Below are 19,189 nucleotides of genomic sequence, written 5' to 3' on the forward strand. Positions count from 1 at the left end.
CCCCGTAAATACAGGCACCCTTATCACCATTCATCTTGCATAACCTTCGGTTAGGGCAAATTGATGGTCAATCCCCCCTCCCCAAAAGCCGTCCGGCACATTCCCCAAACAAAAAGGCCACCCGGTGATTTCCGGGTGGCCTTTAAAGCGTAATACCGTTTGAAACGGAATTAACCTCGCGTCAGCGGCTTGTATTTAATGCGGTGCGGGCGGGTGGCCTCTTCACCATAACGGCGTTTGTAATCGGCTTCGTATTCCTGATAGTTGCCTTCGAACCATTCGACATGCGAATTGCCTTCGTAAGCCAGGATGTGGGTTGCAATACGGTCAAGGAAGAACCGGTCATGCGAGATAACCACAGCGCAACCGGCAAATTCCAGCAAGGCTTCTTCAAGCGCACGCAAGGTATCAACGTCAAGATCGTTGGTCGGTTCGTCAAGCAGCAGGACATTCGCGCCAGTCTTGAGCATCTTGGCAAGGTGAACACGGTTACGTTCACCCCCTGAAAGCTGACCGACTTTTTTCTGCTGGTCGGCCCCTTTAAAGGCAAACTGCGAGACATACGCCCGCGAGTTCATCGGGCGTTTGCCCAGCAAAATTTCGTCAAGCCCGTCGGAAACTTCCTGCCAAACGGTTTTGTCGGGGTCCAGCGCATCACGCGACTGGTCAACATAACCAAGTTTAACGGTTTCACCGATTTTCAACGTTCCGGCATCCGGGGTTTCTGCCCCGGTGATCATTTTAAACAGGGTGGTTTTACCCGCCCCGTTCGGGCCAATCACCCCAACGATACCACCCGGCGGCAGGCGGAAATCAAGGCCTTCAAACAACAGTTTGTCTTCAAACGCCTTGCTTACGCCCTCGGCTGTAATAACTTCATTGCCCAGACGTTCAGAAATCGGAATGGCGATTTTGGCCGAATCCGGTGCCGCATTGGCCGCCTGTGCAACCAGTTCGTCATAAGCACGGACACGGGCCTTGGATTTCGCCTGACGCCCTTTGGGGTTCTGACGGATCCAGTCCAGTTCCTCGGCCAGCTGTTTCTGGCGGTTCCCTTCCTGGCGGCTTTCCTGCGCCATGCGCTTCTGTTTTTGTTCCAGCCACGAAGAATAGTTGCCTTCGTAAGGAATGCCCTGCCCGCGATCAAGCTCAAGGATCCAGCCCGTGACGTTATCAAGGAAGTAACGATCGTGGGTGACCAGCACAACAGTGCCTTCGTAATCTTCAAGGTGACGTTCCAGCCACGCAACAGATTCGGCGTCCAGATGGTTGGTCGGTTCGTCAAGCAGCAGCATGTCAGGCTTGGAAAGCAACAAGCGACACAGCGCAACACGGCGACGTTCCCCCCCCGAAAGCAGGCTGACATCGGAATCCTTGGGCGGGCAGCGCAGCGCATCCATGGCAATTTCCAGGGTCCGTTCCAGATCCCAGCCATTGGCGGCATCGATACGTTCCTGAAGTTCACCCTGCTCGGCCAGCAGGTTGTTCATTTCGTCATCGTCCATCGGCTCGGCGAACCTGGCGCTGATTTCATTGAACCGCGCCAGATCGTCAACAATCTGGCCGCAACCTTCCATCACATTGCCCAGCACATCCTTGTCCGGGTTCAGATGGGGTTCCTGTTCCAGGTAGCCAACGCGCACGCCATCGGCAGCCCAGGCTTCACCGCCATATTCTTTTTCAATGCCGCCCATGATCTTGAGCAGGGTGGATTTACCGGCACCGTTGTTACCCAAAACGCCAATTTTGACGCCTGGCAGGAAGGACAGCGTGATGCCCTTGAACAATTCACGCCCGGCAGGAAGGACTTTGGTCAGGTCCTTCATGACGAAGATATACTGATAGGATGCCATTAAATTCCCCATCCAAAATGAACCGCGCCCCACACGGGTGGGGCAAATATCGTGCGCCGTTTGTAACCGAGCTGCCATCGACAAACAACGGCAAAGAAGCAAAACCGCCCTTTTGCGCCCCCATAGCAGACATGTGCGGCGACAAAAGACCGATTCCCGAACACATCAGGCCACAAAACTATGCCTGATCTGGTATTTAAGGGCCAATGCGCAACCATACTGGCCATAAATTGCCCGAACCGCCCCTGCGCGGCCCCCTTCCCCCACCAGACTTTGGTCGCATATCCATCCCTGCCTGGCACATCCTGTATCAGCGCAAACCGCATAATTCCGCCGCTTTTACCCAGCCTGCGCGCCCGGTACCGGCAGTTAACCCGGGTTATTCGACTAAGGGTTATCTTATGAGGGCGACACAAAGCTGATAGGAAAATTTCGTGGCACGTCGCGCAACCTGCGCGATTGCCCCGACAAATTTCAAAAAGTCCGGGTGCGCAAAATTTGCGGCCAAACCCGGCGCGGGAAGGTTCACATCCGAGGAAGGAGACGCGCAATGGACGACAAATCCGGCGCAGAATACTGGAGACGCAACGTCAAACTGGTTCTGACCCTGCTGGTCATCTGGTTTGTGGTCTCTTACGGTTTTGGCATTCTGTTTGTTGATGCCCTCAATACCATCACGTTCGCAGGTTTTCAGCTTGGTTTCTGGTTTGCCCAACAAGGATCGATCTATGTGTTTGCGATTCTGATCTTCGTCTATGTCCGGCAAATGAACAAACTGGACCGGGAATTCAACGTTCGAGAAGACGAATAGGCCCATATCGGCTGTTTGTATTGGGGAGCTTTCAAATGGATCTTACGACCCTGACATATATTGCCGTGGGGCTTAGCTTTGCGCTTTATATTGGTATTGCCATCTGGGCAAAGGCCAGCACCACGGGCGAATTTTACGTGGCCGGTTCCGGGGTAAACCCGGTTGTGAACGGCATGGCCACCGCAGCCGACTGGATGTCGGCGGCATCGTTTATTTCAATGGCGGGCCTGATTGCGTTTCTGGGCTATGGCGGATCGGTTTATCTGATGGGCTGGACAGGCGGCTATTGCCTGCTGGCAATGTTGCTGGCGCCCTATTTGCGCAAATACGGCAAATTCACCGTGCCGGAATTTATTGGCGACCGGTTTTATTCCAGAACCGCCCGTATCGTTGCCGTGGTTTGCCTGATCTTTATTTCCTTCACCTACGTTGCCGGGCAAATGCGCGGCGTCGGTATTGTGTTTTCCCGCTTCCTTGAAGTCGACATCCTGACCGGCCTGATCATTGGTATGGGCATTGTCTTTATCTATGCCGTTCTGGGCGGGATGAAGGGCGTAACCTATACCCAGGTCGCGCAATATTGCGTGCTGATCGTGGCCTATACTGTTCCGGCAATTTTCATTGCCTTTCAGCTGACCGGCAACCCGATCCCGCAATTGGCATTTGGTTCTACCGTTAATGGCACCGGCGATTTCATGCTGGAACGTTTAAACCAGGTCGTTACCGAACTGGGCTTTCTGGAATATACAACCACCAGCAAATCCACGATCGACATTTTTGCCATTACCCTGGCATTGATGGTGGGTACAGCCGGTTTGCCGCACGTTATTGTTCGCTTCTTTACCGTACCAAAAGTGCGCGATGCCCGGTCATCCGCCGGTTGGGCGCTGGTTTTCATTGCCATTTTGTACACCACCGCCCCGGCAGTTGGCGCAATGGCCCGCCTGAACCTGACGCAAACCGTGCAAACCGGCCCGGTTGGTGCGGAAGACGGCAACCTTGTTTTCGAACAACGCCCGGACTGGATGAAACGCTGGGAATCCACCGGTCTTTTGTCCTTTGAAGACAAAAACGGCGATGGCAAAATTCAGTATTACAACGATGCCAATGCCGAATTTGCCGCCAAAGCCGAACAATATGGCTGGAAAGGCAATGAGTTAAAGGTCGATAACGACATTATGGTGCTGGCCAACCCGGAAATTGCGCAGTTGCCCAACTGGGTGATTGCCCTGGTGGCAGCCGGTGGTATTGCCGCCGCCCTGTCAACCGCAGCCGGGTTGTTATTGGTGATTTCATCCAGCATTTCGCATGACTTGCTTAAAAGCACCTTCACCCCCGATATGACCGAAAAACAGGAACTGTTAACCGGCCGTATTGCCGCCGCCGTTGCCATCGGCATTGCCGGGTATCTTGGCTATAACCCGCCCGGCTTTGTGGCCCAGGTGGTCGCCTTTGCCTTTGGTCTGGCCGCTGCTTCGCTGTTCCCGGTTATCATCATGGGGATTTTCTCGAAGAAAATTAACCGTGAAGGTGCCATTGCCGGGATGCTGACCGGGCTTGTTTTCACCATGGGGTATATCATTACCTATAAGGGTGTTTTCATTGCCCCGATCCTGCCCAATACCGCTGAATACTGGCTGCTTGGCATTTCGCCCGAAGGTATCGGCGCGGTTGGCATGGTGCTTAACTTTGCCGTGGCCTTTGCGGTATCAAAAGTAACCGCCGAACCGCCGCAACGCATTCAGGATATGGTCGAACATATCCGCGTTCCCAAAGGGGCCGGTGCCGCAATCGACCATTAATCTGACTGGCTGAAATTTTTTAACCAGATCCATCAGGACCCCCGGCATGTCAAAGACGGCCGGGGGTCTTTTACATTAGGGTTTAACGGAACAATCTGGCATCCTTGCCAAACCGTTTTGCAACCGGGGAATGACATGAGCCTTGAACTTAAAGATATCCGCGATTTTCTGGCCGCCCATCACCCGTTCGATCTGCTGCCTGATGCCGACCTGGACCAGATTCCGGCCCGGTTGACTGCGCGGTATTTTCGCAAGGGATCTGTCATTTTACAGCCCGATATTACCTGCCTGCATTTACACATTGTGCGTACAGGCGCGGTTGAAACGCAGTCCCCCGACGGGCATTTGCTAGCCCGGTTGTCAGAAGGCGAATGTTTTGGCGTACGCGCCATGTTTCGCGGCGGCAAGGCGGCCAACCGCATTACCGCGATTGAAGACACGCTAGTTTACCAGTTGCCCGAAAGCGATTTCCACGAACTGGCGCGCAAACACCCGCAATTTGCCTATTTCTTTGAATTGATGGGCGGCGCACGGTTGCGTGGCGGCATGCAAATGGCCGAGGACCGCGACGAAGACCAGCTAAAACTGATGAGCCTTCAAGTCAGCGACCTGATTGCCCGCGATGTTGTCAGCCTGCCGCAAAGTGCAACCCTGCGCGAAGTTGGCCAGCATATGAGCAAGGAACGGGTTTCCTGCCTGCTTTTAACCGATGATAGCGGCAAAATTGCCGGGATCATCACCGATCGCGATTTGCGCAACCGCGTGGTTGCGCTGGGCATGGATTATGCCACTCCTGCCGCCGATATCATGACCCGCGACCCGATTTCAATTACCCCCGATGCCTATGCCTTTGATGCATTACTGACCATGACGCGGCATAACATTCGCCATTTACCGGTGGTTGCTGCCGGGGGCGACACCCCGGTTGGCGTTATTACCACCACCAACCTGTTAATGCGCCAATCCCTGTCTGCCGTTTATATGGCCGGGCAAATCAGCAAAATGGATACCGCCGATGACATGGCAGGTGTTATTGCGCAAATCCCCGAATTACTGCGCCAGTTAATTGATGCCGGGGCAACATCGCAAAATGCCGGGCATATCGTGACCACCCTGGCCGATACAGTAACGTCACGCCTTCTGGAACTAGCCGAAAAGAAATTTGGCCCCCCGCCTGTTCCCTATGTTTGGCTGGCGGGTGGATCACAAGGGCGACAGGAACAAACAGCAATATCGGATCAGGATAACTGCCTGATACTTGATGATTCGTACGATGCCGGGCGTCATGGCGATTATTTCCGAGATCTGGCCAATTTTGTCTGCGATGGGCTTAACACCGCAGGTTACGTTTACTGCCCCGGCGAGATGATGGCAAAAACCGACAAGTGGCGCCAGCCGGCGGCAACATGGCACCAGTATTTCACCAACTGGATCCAAACCCCCGAACCCAAAGCCCTGATGTTATGTTCGGTCTGGTTTGATTTGCGCCCGATCTATGGCAAGGCGTCGCTTTACGAACAGTTACACCGCCAGGTTGTACCAATGGCATCGGGCAACCGCATTTTTCTGGCTTTCATGGTTGGCAACGCCCAAAGCCATCAGGTGCCGTTGGGGTTTTTCCGCAATTTTGTCATGATCCGGGGTGGCGAACATGACCGGACGTTGGACATGAAACACAGTGGTGTGGTGCCAATTGTTGATATTGCCCGCATTCATGCGTTGGGCAATGGCATTGCGGCAGTTAACACCAGCAGCCGGTTACAGGCTGCCATTCATACCTCCTCGATCAGTGCGCAAGGGGCGCGCGATTTGATGGATGCCTATGAATTTATCAGCATCACGCGGTTAAAACATCAGGTTGCGCAAATTCGCTCTGGCGACCGGCCCGATAATTTTTTGCGCCCCGAAAGCCTGTCGGCGTTCGAGCGAAGCCACCTGAAGGATGCCTTTAACGTGATAAAAACGCTGCAAACTGCCCTTGAAAGCAGCTTTGGCAAAAGTGGCACCTGACAAGCAGCGCAAAGCACACAGGATACAATATGGGTCTGCACGAAAAGATACTCGACAGTCAGGTTTATCGCCGCTGGAACCGCAAGCGCGCAACCGGCCCGCTGGCGCAATTTTACGATATTGCCCCGGTCGCACCGGAACGACGAATTTCCGATATTGAATTTGTCGCGCTGGATCTGGAAACCACCGGGCTGAACCCGAAACGCGATGAAATTATCAGTGTTGGCTGGGTATTGATCCGCAATCGCGGGGTTGATTTTTCAAGCGCGCAGCATTTTCTGGTGCGCCCGACCAAAGATGTGACCGAAAGTTCTGCTGTTATTCATGGTATTCTTGACAGTCACCTTGCCGATGCCCCCGACATTGAAACCGTGCTGCGCCAGCTGTTGCCGGTTTTGGCCGGGCGCGTATTGCTGGCCCACCACGCCCCCATTGAACTTGGTTTTCTGGGGCGGGCCTGCAAAAAACTGTATGGGGCATCGCTGCAATTACCAACGGTGGATACACTGGTATTGGCGCTACGCGATATTCACCGCCAGGGCATCCCGTTTAAAAGCGGGGCGTTAAAGCTGCAAAACCTGCGCAAATTGCACAATTTACCGCCCTATCGCGCCCACAATGCCCTGACCGATGCCATCGCCACCGCCGAGCTTTTTTTGGCCCAGATCAACAAGCGTGATGCTAAAGGCGAACTTGAGCTGGACCGTGTCCTGAGATAACCCATAAGGACAAATTCACCCTAGCACCAAAGGGCGCGGCATTATGTTTGTCTTTATCTTTACCACCATTGTGGTTGGCTTTGCCTGTGCCGGTTTTATCATGCTGGGGTTTCGTCTGGGCGGGCGCAAGGCGCCAAAATACCTGATCCCGCTGACTGCGGCCCTGGGTATGTTTGGCTATATGATTTGGGATGATTACAGCTGGTTTGACCGGGTGTCATCGCGCCTGCCGCAACAGGTGGAAATCACCCAAACCTATGTCACCACCGCACCTTACAAACCCTGGACCTTGCTGGTCGCGCCGGTAAACCGGTTTAGTGCCATTGACGGTGATAAAACCATTACCAACCCGGCCAATACCGCCCAAAAACAAATCACTACAATTTATCTGCAAAAAGGCCACCTTACCAGGGCCACCACCCGCCTGATCGATTGCGATAGCGGACTGGCAAGCTTTATCACCCGCGACACAGCACTTGATAGCAATGGCTTTCCAACACAGATTGACGATGCAAAACCGTTGGAAAGCAACGACCCCGCCCTGATTTATACCTGCCAGTAATGGACGCGAATGTTATATCCCAACCCGATTTTATGGCATCTCAATCACGATCTTGCCAAACGCCCCCTGGTTCAGCCGGTCCAGGGCGGCGGGTAAATCGTCAAGCTGGTAACGTTGATCTATGACCGGTTTGATTTTTGCCTGATCGACCGCGCGGACAAGTTTTTCCAGGGCAAGTCGATGCCCCGTGCCGATCCCGTGGACCGTCAGGTCTTTTAGCAAAATCGGCATAAGGGGCGAAGAAATCTCGAACCCCTCCAGCGCGCCGATCTGATAAATATGCCCGCCAACCGCTGCCAGTTCAACAGCACAGCCAAGGTGCGATCCACCTACCATTTCCAGCACATGGTCTGCGCCATAATCGCCGGTAATGTTCAAAACGGCCTCAACCAGATCGTCGTTATGCCGGTCAATAACATGGTCGGCCCCCAATGCCTGTGCGCGGGCAAGTTTGCCCGCACTGCCCGAAACAATGACATTCGCCCCGTGCAATTTGGCGATTTGAATACCAAACAGTGCCACCCCGCCCGTTCCTTCAACCAGAACAATATCGCCTGGCTTTACACAGCCCCGACACGTTAGCGCAAACCACGCCGTAAGTCCGGCGCAGGGCAAGGTGCTGGCCTGTGCCGCGTCAAGGCTGGCAGGTGCTGCCACAAACCAGTCCGCCGGAAGCGCAATATATTGTGCCAGCACACCGGGATAATACCCGCCCAGCGTTTTATAGGATGGTGTCCGGGCATTGCCACTGCGCGTGCCATCTTTCCAGTCCGGGGTGAAGGTGGAAATAACGGCATCGCCCACATCAAAGCGGTCAACATCCTGCCCCACCGCAACGACGCTTCCGGCCATATCGGACCCCGGCGTAAACGGAAAAGAAAGCGGCAACCCGCGGCCATTTTCCATCACCATTTTATCGCGATAGTTCAGTGAAACCGCTTTCACTTTTACCAGAACCTCGCCACGCGCCGGTTGCGGAACCGGAACATCGCGCAGTTCCAAAAACTGCCGCCCGATCTCGTCCATTTCCCAGCGCTTCATTGTTTCTGCCATCAGGTGCTCCATGTTCATAATCACTGAAATGCTGTTGTGTTGCGGCGACAACAGCAGGGACCGAACAATTTTGCACAATTGATTATAGGCGATAATCCGTTATAATTTTTACTATTTACTGAGCAGGATTCATCAATATGAAAGGCACCGAATTTGCGGAACTGAACGCCTTTATGGCCGTTACCCGCGAAAGAAGTTTTCGCAAGGCAGCACAGTTGCTTGGTCTGACGCCCTCTGCGTTAAGCCATACCATTCGGTCGCTGGAGGAACGCCTTGGTGCAAGGCTGTTAAACCGGACAACCCGCAGCGTCGCCCCGACACAGGCCGGTCAAACCCTGTTTGAGCGACTGGGCCCCGCCTTTCAGGACATTGAAGGGGCGGTTAAAGACGTAGGGGCGTTTCAAACACAGCCCCGTGGCACAGTTCGTCTTAACCTGCCCCGGTTGGCGGTTCATCGTGTTATCACCCCTATATTGGGCGATTTTACAACTGCGTATCCTGATATTCAGCTTGATTTGGTGATTGATGACAACATCACAGATGTGGTGGCAAAGGGGTTTGATGCGGGCATTCGATCCGGCGAGCTTATATCGCAAGATATGATCGCGGTTAAACTGACACCGGATTTACGCATGGCCGTTGTCGGATCAGCGCACTATTTTCAAAAGCACGCTATTCCGCAAAAACCGGCCGACCTTAACAATCATTCCTGTGTCAGCTATCGCTGGAACGAAACCGGCACCCTTTATCCGTGGCGATTTAACAACAAAGAACAATCTGTTGACGTTAAGGTTTCGCAATCGGTTACCGTGAATGACATTGACATTTTATGTGAAGCGGCCCTACAGGGTGTCGGCCTTGCCCTGCTTCCTGAAAGTTTTGTTCAACCCCACATTAACAATGGCAACCTTGTCAGAGTCCTTGAGGACTGGTGCCAGCCCTTTGCCGGTTTTTACCTTTATTATCCCGACAAACCGCACATGCCGGCTGCCCTGCGGGCTTTTATTGATTTTGTAAAATTATCGCGCCGCCTGGATAAACCCGCCTGACACATCGTCATGGAAAAATATGAACCGCGACAATGATGGCTTACCGGTTTTAGGTTCTTGACGCATCGTTATATTCAATGAAATATAGCGATGCGTTTTTATAGTGGAGTTATCCGATGTCGTCGTATCTGCCCCGTTTCATCGTACGCGTTACCGCCGCCATCGGCCTTTTGACGTTACCTGGCATGGCCCAGGCCGAAGATATTACCGTATTCGCCGCCGCCATCGGCCTTTTGACGTTACCTGGCATGGCCCAGGCCGAAGATATTACCGTATTCGCCGCCGCCAGCCTTACAGATGCGATGGGCGAAGTTGCCAAAGCCTATGAAAAACAACACCAGAACGACCATGTGAGGCTGTCATTTGCCAGTTCTTCCACACTGGCCCGCCAGATTTCAGCAGGAGGACCGGCTGAGATTTTTATCTCGGCCAATGAAAAATGGATGGACTGGTTATCGGACCAGGACATGATCGAAGCAAACACCCGTCGCGACCTGTTGGGGAACTCGCTGGTGCTGATCGCCCCAACTGATGGCGACACAAGTGACGTGACCCTTGAAAACGGCAGCGACCTGACATCGTTGATCGGCCCGGATGACCGCATTGCCATTGGCGACCCGGACCATGTACCAGCCGGAATTTATGGCAAACAGGCCCTGGTGCATTTGGGGATGTGGGACAAAACCGAACCCCGCCTGGCGCGCGCCGACAATGTGCGTGCAGCCCTGGCCCTGGTGGAACGCGGCGAAGCGCCGCTGGGCATTGTTTACGGCACCGATGCCGCGATCAGCAAGGGCGTGAAAGTCATTGCGACTTTCCCGGCAAACAGCCATCCTGCCATTACATATCCGGTTGCAATAACAAAAGACATGGAAAGCCCGGCTTCTACCCGCCTGATGGCATTTTTAAAATCATCAACGGCAAGCACCATTTTTGCCAATTACGGCTTCACCTTGCCAAAGAAATAACACACAGGCCCATGACGACCATGATGCTGTCGCCTGCCGAAATTGATGCCTTGATGCTAAGCCTGAAAATTGCAGCGGTCGCAGTGACGGGGGCGTTACCTCTTGCCATTGCGGCGGCCTGTCTTTTGACATTCGGGCGCTTTCCCGGCCGTTTTTTAATTGATGCAATTGTGCATTTACCCCTTATTTTACCGCCCGTGGTAATGGGGTATTTGCTGCTTATCAGTTTTGGTACTCGCGCGCCAATCGGCGCATGGTTGTTGCATAACTTTGACATTCGCCTTGTTTTTAGCTGGACGGGCGCAGCATTGGCCGCCGGAATTGTCAGCTTTCCCTTTCAGGTCCGCGCCATTCGCATTGCCCTGGAAAACATCGATCCCGGCCTGCATCAGGCCGCTGAAACACTGGGGGCCGGGCCGGTTGACCGGTTTATCAATTTAACACTGCCCCTTGCCCTGCCCGGCATTATCGCCGGCGCCATTACGGCTTTTAGTGCCAGTCTGGGCGAATTTGGCGCCATTATTACCTTTGTATCCAACATTCCAGGCGAAACCCGCACATTACCCCTGGCAATTTATACCGCCATTCAAACGCCGGGGGGTGAATTGGCGGCTGCACGGCTGGCGGCCCTATCCATCGGCCTGGCATTATGCGGGTTGATCATTTCGGAAATGATGATGCGGGGCATTCGCCAGAAACTGATGGGCCTGGCCCGGCCATGACACTGCAAATCGATATTCGCCACAAAATTGGCGCGCTGCACCTTGATGCCTGTTTTAATGTGGATCGCCCCGGCATTACCGCCCTGTTTGGACCATCGGGCAGCGGTAAAACAACGCTGATCAACGCTATTGCAGGGCTGATCCGCCCCGATCACGGCACCATAACCCTTAATGACAACGCGGTTTTTGACCGTAAAAACAACATTCATTTACCGCCACGCAAACGCCGCGTCGGATATGTGTTTCAGGATGCACGGCTGTTTCCCCATTTATCGGTGCGCAAAAACCTTTATTTCGCCCATCGTCGATCGCCCAGCCCGCTGCCCGATAGCGAAATAGACGCGATTATAACCATGCTGGGTATTGGCGGGTTATTGTCACGACGGCCGGCAAAACTGTCTGGCGGGGAAAAACAGCGCATATCACTCGGTCGGGCCTTGTTGGGAAACCCCGATATTCTGTTGCTTGACGAACCATTATCGGCGCTGGATCAGGCCCGCAAAAACGAAATCCTGCCTTATCTTGAAGCGCTTCGCGATCAGCGCCGCCTGCCAATTTTATATGTCAGTCACGCAATTGATGAAGTCGCCCGGCTGGCCGACAATATGGTGGTCATGGAAAATGGGCAGGTGCGTGCAAGCGGATCTGTGTTTGATATTCTCGCACGTACCGACCTTACCGCGCTGACCGGACAATTTGATACAGGTGCCGTTATTCCCGCAACTGTCACCGGGCATAACAAACAAGGCGGTATTTCCTATCTCGGATGTGCGGGGCACCAGTTGATTGTGCCGTTATTGCCCCCGTCCCCGCTGGATCGGGATGCGGCACCGGACATGATTGCAAATCTGCCGCCCCGACAAACCCGGCTGCACATCCGCGCGCGCGACGTGATGATTGCCACAACCATCCCCGACGCGATAAGCGCCAATAATATTTTGCCAACCACCATTTTCGCCCTCACCCCGGTTACCCCTGACGGCATTGATGTGGCCTTGCGCCTTGGCCATAATCACAGCAATACAGAAAAACCCCTGACATCCCCTGTCATTCATGCCCGCATTACAGCATGGTCGGCACAAAGGCTGGATTTACAGTTAGGCCAGCAGGTTTATGCCATTATCAAATCGGTAACGGTTGATGGCAAAATGCGCGAAACCGACGCCTGAATATTTAAAGCACTTTTCCTTTCCAGGCGGCAGACTGCGCTGACAAAATCGATCATATTAAAGGAAAAGTGTTTTAGTCCCGCCGTGGTTGGCTCAACCCGGTTTGATGGTGCCAGATGGCACATCTTCATGACTGCTGTCCGGCCCGCAGGCAAGGCAACCGGCCAGTTCTGAAAGGCTGTCGGCAAGGGCCTGTTCGGCCTTTTTTTCCGCGGCAAGATAAATCGCAATAACCGTTTCGCCCATTACCGTCAGGGTTGCACCGCCATGCGCCTTGCCGCCAATGCGGGTTTCGATAACCGGGCTGGAAAAACTTTTGTTCAACTCGTCAATCAACAGCCATGCCCGGCGATAAGACATGCCCATCGCCCGTGCTGCTGCCGAAATCGACGCCTCCCTTGCGACAGCACGCAAAAGATCGACCTTGCCGTAACCAAGGCGCACGCCCCCCGGAAGGTCAATTTTGAGGCGAATTTTCAAGTCATCAGCGCTTTTCATACGCACAGATTACCCGATCAACAAACCATATGCCAGATGGCAAAAGGGGCCGGTTTCCCGGCCCGCCAACGTTAGTTCACCGGGGTTATCAGGGACTTGCCGGCAAAAAACGCGATCAGGTTATCGACAACAAGCTGCCCCATCGCATCGCGGGTTTCGACCGTACCGCTGGCATGATGCGGATAAATCACAACGTTATCAAGCTCGGCAAAGGCCGGGTTCATGTGGGGTTCGTTATGGAAAACATCCAGCCCCGCGCCACCAACGATACCATCGCGTAACGCCGTGATCAGGGCGGGTTCGTCGATCACGCTGCCGCGCGCGATATTAACAACATAACCTGTCGCCCCCAAAGCGGTTAACACATTCATATCAATCAGGTTACGGGTTGCATCCCCGCCCGGGCATGCCACCACCAGCACATCGGCCCATTCTGCCAACGCCAGCAAATCATTAAAATACTGATAGCCAACATCACCTTGCTGACTGCGGCCGAAATAACCCAGTTCAACACCAAACGGTTCGGCCCGGCTGGCGATGGCCTTGCCGATACGCCCCAAGCCGACAATGCCAACCTTTTTGCTGTGCAAGGTTGTGGTTAACGGCATGGCACCGTTTTTTGACCAGTTGCCGCTGCGTGCCCAACGGTCACCAACCACAAGGCGGCGCAAGGTCGCCAGCATCAGCATGATGGCAGTATCGGCAACATCGTCGTTCAAAACATCCGGGGTATTGGTTACCTTAATGCCACGTGCTGTGCAGGCCGGAATATCGATTGAATCATATCCGACGCCAAAACTGGTAATGACTTCAAGGTTTGGCAATTGATCAATCAAACCGGCAGGAATCCCCACCCCCGCCGTCGTCATCACCAGCCGGATTTTATCGGCAACAGATGCAACCAGCCCTGAACGGTCATCACTTTGGTCATAACGGTGCAAAGTATATTCCTGCGCCAGCTTTTCCATCTGGTGCGGGCGCGCGGGTGAAACGACAAGAACGTCACGGGGGGCAGACATATGATGACTCTCCTGGAAATGGCAGCCAAACAGCCAGAGCGGCTGAATTGCACAATATTATTGGTATTACCAATAATGCACTTATCCGGGGCCAAGATGCAATGGCTGTAAGGACTTTTCATAGTTCTTTGTGCTGGTGCGTATTCTGTCCACCCTGAAACACGCCACCGCAAACATGGAAACTCCTGCACATGAATCCTCACAGCCTATCTTTACCGGCAAATTTATACAGATGCCGACTTATCGCCGCTCAAGGGTCAAAGAACCAACCATGGCGGAAGATTATGTGTAAGTGGAACCGATTAAATATCCTTCAAAAGCCGGAGCGCGTCGTAAATCGCGGCATGGGTATTGCGTGCCGAAACCGCATCCCCGATGCGGAACAACTGAAACGCCCCGTGAGGGTTCCGTACAACAGATTGCCCCTGCCCCGACAACAGCTGATCATGAGACATTTCGCCGTGATTTGACGATAAGGGTTTAAGATCAAAATAGATGTCATCAAGCGGAATGGTACCGTGATTGACAACCACCTGATCAACCACCCGCTGTTGGCTCACCCCTCCATAATCGCTTCCGATATGCGCCACCAGCTCGTTCCCCTTCCTTTCCACGGCATCAAGCCGGAACGTCACGGTAAATGTCGCATCGCGCTTTTGCAGCGAACGCATATAGGGAACAAGGTTCATCGCCATGACTTCGGGTGCAAATGCCCGGTCCGGCGTCATGATTTCCACCCTGGCCCCGGATTGCGCAATCACCTCGGCCGCCTGAAGGCCGGCATGATCCCCCGCATCGTCATAAACAAGCACGTTGGAACCGGGCTTAACATCGCCCGATATAATATCCCAGGACGACACAACCAGGTCGTTCCCCTGTGACAGCACATCCGTATGGGGCATGCCCCCGGTTGCAATAATCACAACATCCGGGTTTTCGGCAGTGATCATGTCTGCCTCGGCCCAGCTGTTGAAATGAAATTTAACACCAAGCTTCGCGCACTGATCGGCCCGCCATTCAATAATGCTGATCATTTCCCGGCGACGTTCGTTTTGCGCAGTTAGCAAAATTTGTCCGCCTGCTTTTGCCGCCGCTTCATACACAACCACCTCATGGCCGCGCTCCCCGGCAACACGGGCGGCCTCCATCCCGGCGGGCCCCGCGCCAACAATCACCACCTTTTTGCGTTGGGCGGCCTTTTCAATGATTTGCGGCATCGAAAGTTCACGCCCCGTCGCCGCGTTATGAATGCAATAGGCCGCCCCGCCCTGATAAATCCGGTCAAGGCAGTAATTTGCCCCAACACACGGGCGAATATCATTTTCGCGTTTCTCGATAATTTTGCGCACAATATGCGGGTCGGTCATATGGGCGCGGGTCATGCCCACCATATCGACCTTGCCCGAGGCAATGGCATGGCGCGCCGTCGCCACATCGGGAATTTTGGCGGCATGAAATGTTGGGAAACGGGTGGCTGCGCGAATTTCACCGGTGAAATCCAGATGCGGTGAATTGGCCATGCCCTGAATGGGGATCACATCGGTCAGGCCTGCATCGGTATCGATATGCCCGCGAATGACATTTAAAAAATCAACCATGCCGCTGTCTTTAAGGCGCTGCGAAATGGTCAGTCCATCATCCCGGGTCAATCCGCCGTCCAGTTGCTCGTCAGCGGTATAACGCACGCCAACGATGAAATCATCACCGACCCTTTTGCGAATTTCACGCAGCACATCAAAGGTGAATTTCAGGCGGTTATCCATACTGCCCCCATAAGGGCCATCAAGTTCATTGGTCAGAGGGGACCAGAACTGGTCCATCAAATGCCCATAGGCCTGCAATTCAATCCCGTCCATCCCGGCTGCCTTCATGCGTTCAGCGGCATCGGCATAATCGGTGATGATCCGTTCAATATCCCAGTCTTCCATTTTCTTGGGAAAGGCCCGGTGGGCTGCCTCTCGCTTATGCGAGGGCGATACCACCGGCAGCCAGAATGCCTTGTCCCATCGTGTGCGACGGCCCAGATGGGTCAACTGGATCATGACAGCAGCACCCTGTTCATGCACCGCATCGGTCAAATCTTTCATCCACGGCACAACTTCGTCTTTATAGACCAGAAGGTTATTGAAAACAGGCGGACTATCCTTTGATACCGCTGCCGACCCTGCCGTCATGGTCAGAGCCACCCCGCCTTTCGCCCGTTCGACATGATAAGCGCGATAACGATCCTTTGGCATCCCGTCTTCGGGATAGGCCGGTTCGTGCGACGTCATCATGATGCGATTACGCAGTGTGAGATGTTTAAGTTGGTAGGGCTGAAGCAGCGGATCATTGGACATTTGCGGGACTCCTGATCAGGTGTTTGAAAAACGGTACCGGAAAATGTACATAACTGTCAATTTTAAGTTCATTGATGTATATTTTGAAAACATGACTGTACATAACGCTTGTCCGCCCGGGGCCGGTTTGCTAAGGACAGAAGCATGGAACAACAAACGCAAAATGGTGGCTGGCGCGGATCACCCGACATATGGCTGAACGCGGCCTATGATGCGCTGCTGGAAACGGGCGTGGATGGTGTGAAAATCCAGCCACTTGCCAAGCGGCTCGATTTATCAAGAACCAGTTTCTATTGGTTTTTCAAAGACAGGCAGGAATTGCTGAATGCGCTGATTGCGCGCTGGCGGCAAAAAAACACCGGCAACCTTATCGCCCAAACCGAAAGCTATGCCGAGACAGTGACCGAGGCGATGCTGAATGTGTTTGATTGCTGGTTAAAGCCGGACCTGTTTGACGCCCCGTTTGAATTCGCCATTCGAAGCTGGGCCGTGCAATCGCCCAACGTTTTAGCTGAAATCCAGACGGCCGACCAACAGCGCCTTGACGCCCTTAAACAGATGTTCTTGCGTTTTGGCCAGAATGAGAAACTGGCCGATGTGCGCGCACGAACGATCTATCTGGTTCAAATTGGCTATATTTCGATGCAAACACAGGAAGCGTTGGCAGACCGCCTGCAACGCATTCCTGAATATGTCGAAATTTTCACCGGGCAACCGCCAGAACAGCGCGAGCTTGACCGCTTCTTTGCCCGCCATTCCTGAGACGACCAAAGGACACAACCATGCCTGCTGCGCCATTGAAAATCGGCATTATCGGGGCTGCAGGCTGGCTGGGGAGCAGCTTTGCCAGCGCGTTACTTGATAGCAGGATAACCAATCTCGAAAATCTGACGCTTAGCTATCGAACGGCCCGCCCTGAAATTTTGCCAAAAGCGAATTGGACAACGGATAATCAGGCGCTGGTGGATGACAGCGATATCATTATCGTATCTGTGCGCCCCGCAGACTTGTCGGCTCTACGCATCCGCATTCAGGAAAAACTTATCATTTCTGTTCTGGCCGGCCCTAACCTTCAGACCCTTAAAACGCATTTTGGCACAAACAAAATGATACGCGCCATGCCAAATGCCGGTGCAGAAATAGGTCGATCCTATACCCCTTGGATAGCCACCTCTGACATTCACGAAGCAGATCGCACCGCCGTTCGCCAAATCCTTCAGACCTTCGGTATCGAGGATGAAGTACAAGATGAAACACTCATGGATTATCTGGGTGGCCTTACTGGCACCGGCCCGGCTCTGCCGGCATTATTGCGGGCTGCAATGATCAAAGATGCAATTGCGTCCGGCGTCCCCGGTGACATTGCCAAACGGGCTGTAAATCAGGTGCTGATTGGCGCGGGATACCTGACCGAACAGCATAACGACGATGCCGAGGCCACCATCGCGACATTCATGGAATATCGTGGCGTAACCGCCGCAGCCCTAAAAACCCTGAGGAAAGCCGGTTTTGATCAGCTTGTCGCCAGGGGATTAGGTGCCGCCCGGGACAAATCGCGCGAGATGGGCAACGACCTGGCGCGATAGAATGGTGCATGAAAGCAAGCGAGTCTCAGAACCGCTAGCTGCCAATATAAACGGCCAGCTCATCGGGCGTTCCATCAGGGAATGCCTGCTTTAGAAAATCCAGAAAAGCCGACACGCGCGCACTTAGCAAACGTCGGGACGGGTAAAGCGCCCACAGGGCTATGTCGGATCCCTCGATATCGCCCCAATGCTGCAATGTACCGTCTGCCAGATCGTGGCTTACCAGCGATATTGGTAAACATGCCGCACCAACCCCGGCGCGCACGGCATCCCGAACCATAATAAGTGACGACAGGGCAAGGATTGGCTCGATACTAATCGCCAAAGGCCCGTTAGCGGTCATCACATCCCAAACCTGCCGATGGCCAGCCCCGCGCACAACCCCGGGCACAGCAACGTCTACCGCCGGGGCGGGAAGATCGGGGCTTGCGACAACAACCAGACGATCATGAAGAAAGGCCCGACCAACAAGACTTTCATCCGGATCCGGATTAACCCGGATCACCAGATCGTAACCTTCCTCGATCATATCAACGGGCCGATCCTCGGTGGTAATTTCCAGCCTGACGTCCGGGTGTTTCAGGGCAAAACCCGCCGCGATCCTGCCCATAGCCGTCTGCGAAAAAAGCAACGGTGCGCTAATCTTCAATCGCCCGCGTGGTTTCTCGGCACCCGAAGCAATCATGGCGGCTGTTTCATCAAGTTCCGTCAAAAGAACAGATGTCCGTTCGTGAAGCGCACCTCCTTCCTCCGTCAGTTTCAGGTTACGTCCGCCACGTTCAAAAAGCCGAAGCGCAAGACTTGCCTCTAACTCCGCCACCCGCCGCGACAAGGTCGCCTTGGGGCGGCCGGTCGCCCGTGCCGCTTTGCCAAAGCCGCCATGACGGGCAACAAGATTAAAATCAGCAAGCGCCAGAAGATCCATAATCGTTCCAAATATGAGACAGTTTGTCTAAATTAACAGGCTATTGGATCATGATTGGGTCAGACATATTCGGGTTGTCAAGTAAAACCAACCGGAGATACCCC

General features: G+C 53.8%; 17 protein-coding genes. 11 read left to right on the forward strand and 6 right to left on the reverse strand.

Going from position 1 to position 19,189, the window contains the following annotated elements; all coding sequences use genetic code 11:
* Nucleotides 1–170: 170 nt before the first annotated feature.
* Nucleotides 171–1,853, reverse strand: coding sequence for an energy-dependent translational throttle protein EttA (gene ettA, locus THS27_RS03590; RefSeq protein ID WP_085587951.1), 1,683 nt, complete (start codon nt 1,851–1,853; stop codon nt 171–173).
* Nucleotides 1,854–2,403: 550 nt separating this feature from the next.
* On the opposite strand from ettA, the gene THS27_RS03600 reads away from it, so the two are divergent.
* The 5 genes from THS27_RS03600 (at nt 2,404) to THS27_RS03620 (ending at nt 7,757) form a co-directional block, all read left to right on the forward strand.
* Nucleotides 2,404–2,664, forward strand: coding sequence for a DUF4212 domain-containing protein (locus THS27_RS03600; protein WP_085582639.1), 261 nt, complete (start codon nt 2,404–2,406; stop codon nt 2,662–2,664).
* Between the two features lie 35 nt (nt 2,665–2,699).
* A complete protein-coding gene (locus THS27_RS03605; RefSeq protein WP_085587955.1) occupies nt 2,700–4,466 on the forward strand; it encodes a sodium:solute symporter family protein in 1,767 nt (588 codons plus the stop codon).
* A gap of 135 nt (nt 4,467–4,601) precedes the next feature.
* Complete coding sequence (locus tag THS27_RS03610; protein ID WP_085587957.1) at nt 4,602–6,476, forward strand: DUF294 nucleotidyltransferase-like domain-containing protein; 1,875 nt, start codon at nt 4,602–4,604, stop codon at nt 6,474–6,476.
* Nucleotides 6,477–6,505: 29 nt separating this feature from the next.
* Nucleotides 6,506–7,195: an exonuclease domain-containing protein gene (locus THS27_RS03615; protein ID WP_085587959.1), complete on the forward strand. Its 690-nt coding sequence runs from the start codon at nt 6,506–6,508 to the stop codon at nt 7,193–7,195.
* 43 nt (nt 7,196–7,238) lie between these two features.
* Entirely contained in the window at nt 7,239–7,757 is a 519-nt protein-coding gene (locus THS27_RS03620; protein WP_085587961.1) for a hypothetical protein, read from the forward strand.
* A gap of 30 nt (nt 7,758–7,787) precedes the next feature.
* Here THS27_RS03620 and THS27_RS03625 read toward each other — a convergent pair whose 3' ends face one another.
* Nucleotides 7,788–8,810, reverse strand: a complete 1,023-nt coding sequence (locus THS27_RS03625) for an NAD(P)-dependent alcohol dehydrogenase (protein ID WP_168184814.1) — start codon at nt 8,808–8,810, stop codon at nt 7,788–7,790.
* A gap of 137 nt (nt 8,811–8,947) precedes the next feature.
* Between THS27_RS03625 and THS27_RS03630 the strand changes: the two genes are divergently transcribed.
* The 4 genes from THS27_RS03630 (at nt 8,948) to modC (ending at nt 12,718) form a co-directional block, all read left to right on the forward strand.
* A complete protein-coding gene (locus THS27_RS03630) occupies nt 8,948–9,859 on the forward strand; it encodes a LysR family transcriptional regulator (RefSeq protein WP_085587963.1) in 912 nt (303 codons plus the stop codon).
* Nucleotides 9,860–9,975: 116 nt separating this feature from the next.
* Complete coding sequence (gene modA / locus THS27_RS03635; RefSeq protein WP_246832826.1) at nt 9,976–10,827, forward strand: molybdate ABC transporter substrate-binding protein; 852 nt, start codon at nt 9,976–9,978, stop codon at nt 10,825–10,827.
* Between the two features lie 11 nt (nt 10,828–10,838).
* Nucleotides 10,839–11,549: a molybdate ABC transporter permease subunit gene (modB, locus tag THS27_RS03640; protein WP_246832827.1), complete on the forward strand. Its 711-nt coding sequence runs from the start codon at nt 10,839–10,841 to the stop codon at nt 11,547–11,549.
* Nucleotides 11,546–12,718, forward strand: a complete 1,173-nt coding sequence (gene modC / locus THS27_RS03645) for a molybdenum ABC transporter ATP-binding protein (RefSeq protein WP_085587967.1) — start codon at nt 11,546–11,548, stop codon at nt 12,716–12,718. The genes modB and modC overlap by 4 nt, the downstream gene beginning before the upstream one ends.
* A gap of 93 nt (nt 12,719–12,811) precedes the next feature.
* Here the strand turns inward: modC and THS27_RS03650 are convergent, their stop codons facing one another.
* The 3 genes from THS27_RS03650 to THS27_RS03660 all read right to left on the reverse strand — a co-directional run bounded on the left by THS27_RS03650 (nt 12,812) and on the right by THS27_RS03660 (nt 16,574).
* On the reverse strand, nt 12,812–13,216 hold the full coding sequence (locus tag THS27_RS03650; RefSeq protein WP_085587968.1) for a winged helix-turn-helix domain-containing protein: 405 nt from the start codon (nt 13,214–13,216) through the stop codon (nt 12,812–12,814).
* Nucleotides 13,217–13,287: 71 nt separating this feature from the next.
* Nucleotides 13,288–14,235, reverse strand: coding sequence for a 2-hydroxyacid dehydrogenase (locus THS27_RS03655; RefSeq protein ID WP_085587970.1), 948 nt, complete (start codon nt 14,233–14,235; stop codon nt 13,288–13,290).
* Nucleotides 14,236–14,537: 302 nt separating this feature from the next.
* Nucleotides 14,538–16,574 carry an NADH:flavin oxidoreductase gene (locus THS27_RS03660; RefSeq protein ID WP_085587972.1) on the reverse strand — a complete coding sequence of 679 codons (2,037 nt, stop codon included), beginning with the start codon at nt 16,572–16,574 and terminating at the stop codon, nt 14,538–14,540.
* A 144-nt stretch (nt 16,575–16,718) separates the two neighbouring features.
* On the opposite strand from THS27_RS03660, the gene THS27_RS03665 reads away from it, so the two are divergent.
* Both THS27_RS03665 and THS27_RS03670 read left to right on the forward strand, forming a co-directional pair.
* Nucleotides 16,719–17,336, forward strand: a complete 618-nt coding sequence (locus THS27_RS03665) for a TetR/AcrR family transcriptional regulator (protein WP_085587974.1) — start codon at nt 16,719–16,721, stop codon at nt 17,334–17,336.
* 20 nt (nt 17,337–17,356) lie between these two features.
* Entirely contained in the window at nt 17,357–18,160 is an 804-nt protein-coding gene (locus THS27_RS03670) for a pyrroline-5-carboxylate reductase (protein ID WP_085587976.1), read from the forward strand.
* A 34-nt stretch (nt 18,161–18,194) separates the two neighbouring features.
* Here THS27_RS03670 and THS27_RS03675 read toward each other — a convergent pair whose 3' ends face one another.
* Nucleotides 18,195–19,085 carry a LysR family transcriptional regulator gene (locus THS27_RS03675; protein WP_085587978.1) on the reverse strand — a complete coding sequence of 297 codons (891 nt, stop codon included), beginning with the start codon at nt 19,083–19,085 and terminating at the stop codon, nt 18,195–18,197.
* Nucleotides 19,086–19,189 lie beyond the last annotated feature (104 nt).

It is taken from the genome of Thalassospira sp. MCCC 1A01428 (assembly GCF_002115825.1).
GTDB lineage: Bacteria > Pseudomonadota > Alphaproteobacteria > Rhodospirillales > Thalassospiraceae > Thalassospira.

What these genes read in the sequence shown, in the direction of transcription:
- THS27_RS03600 (WP_085582639.1), top strand. Translation starts at nt 2,404, where the DNA reads ATGGACGACAAATCCGGCGCAGAATACTGGAGACGCAACGTCAAACTG.
- THS27_RS03670 (WP_085587976.1), top strand. Translation starts at nt 17,357, where the DNA reads ATGCCTGCTGCGCCATTGAAAATCGGCATTATCGGGGCTGCAGGCTGG.
- THS27_RS03660 (WP_085587972.1), bottom strand. Translation starts at nt 16,574, where the DNA reads ATGTCCAATGATCCGCTGCTTCAGCCCTACCAACTTAAACATCTCACA.
- modA (WP_246832826.1), top strand. Translation starts at nt 9,976, where the DNA reads ATGTCGTCGTATCTGCCCCGTTTCATCGTACGCGTTACCGCCGCCATC.
- THS27_RS03610 (WP_085587957.1), top strand. Translation starts at nt 4,602, where the DNA reads ATGAGCCTTGAACTTAAAGATATCCGCGATTTTCTGGCCGCCCATCAC.
- THS27_RS03615 (WP_085587959.1), top strand. Translation starts at nt 6,506, where the DNA reads ATGGGTCTGCACGAAAAGATACTCGACAGTCAGGTTTATCGCCGCTGG.
- THS27_RS03605 (WP_085587955.1), top strand. Translation starts at nt 2,700, where the DNA reads ATGGATCTTACGACCCTGACATATATTGCCGTGGGGCTTAGCTTTGCG.
- THS27_RS03620 (WP_085587961.1), top strand. Translation starts at nt 7,239, where the DNA reads ATGTTTGTCTTTATCTTTACCACCATTGTGGTTGGCTTTGCCTGTGCC.
- THS27_RS03650 (WP_085587968.1), bottom strand. Translation starts at nt 13,216, where the DNA reads ATGAAAAGCGCTGATGACTTGAAAATTCGCCTCAAAATTGACCTTCCG.
- THS27_RS03665 (WP_085587974.1), top strand. Translation starts at nt 16,719, where the DNA reads ATGGAACAACAAACGCAAAATGGTGGCTGGCGCGGATCACCCGACATA.
- THS27_RS03675 (WP_085587978.1), bottom strand. Translation starts at nt 19,085, where the DNA reads ATGGATCTTCTGGCGCTTGCTGATTTTAATCTTGTTGCCCGTCATGGC.
- modB (WP_246832827.1), top strand. Translation starts at nt 10,839, where the DNA reads ATGACGACCATGATGCTGTCGCCTGCCGAAATTGATGCCTTGATGCTA.
- THS27_RS03630 (WP_085587963.1), top strand. Translation starts at nt 8,948, where the DNA reads ATGAAAGGCACCGAATTTGCGGAACTGAACGCCTTTATGGCCGTTACC.
- THS27_RS03625 (WP_168184814.1), bottom strand. Translation starts at nt 8,810, where the DNA reads ATGGCAGAAACAATGAAGCGCTGGGAAATGGACGAGATCGGGCGGCAG.
- ettA (WP_085587951.1), bottom strand. Translation starts at nt 1,853, where the DNA reads ATGGCATCCTATCAGTATATCTTCGTCATGAAGGACCTGACCAAAGTC.
- modC (WP_085587967.1), top strand. Translation starts at nt 11,546, where the DNA reads ATGACACTGCAAATCGATATTCGCCACAAAATTGGCGCGCTGCACCTT.
- THS27_RS03655 (WP_085587970.1), bottom strand. Translation starts at nt 14,235, where the DNA reads ATGTCTGCCCCCCGTGACGTTCTTGTCGTTTCACCCGCGCGCCCGCAC.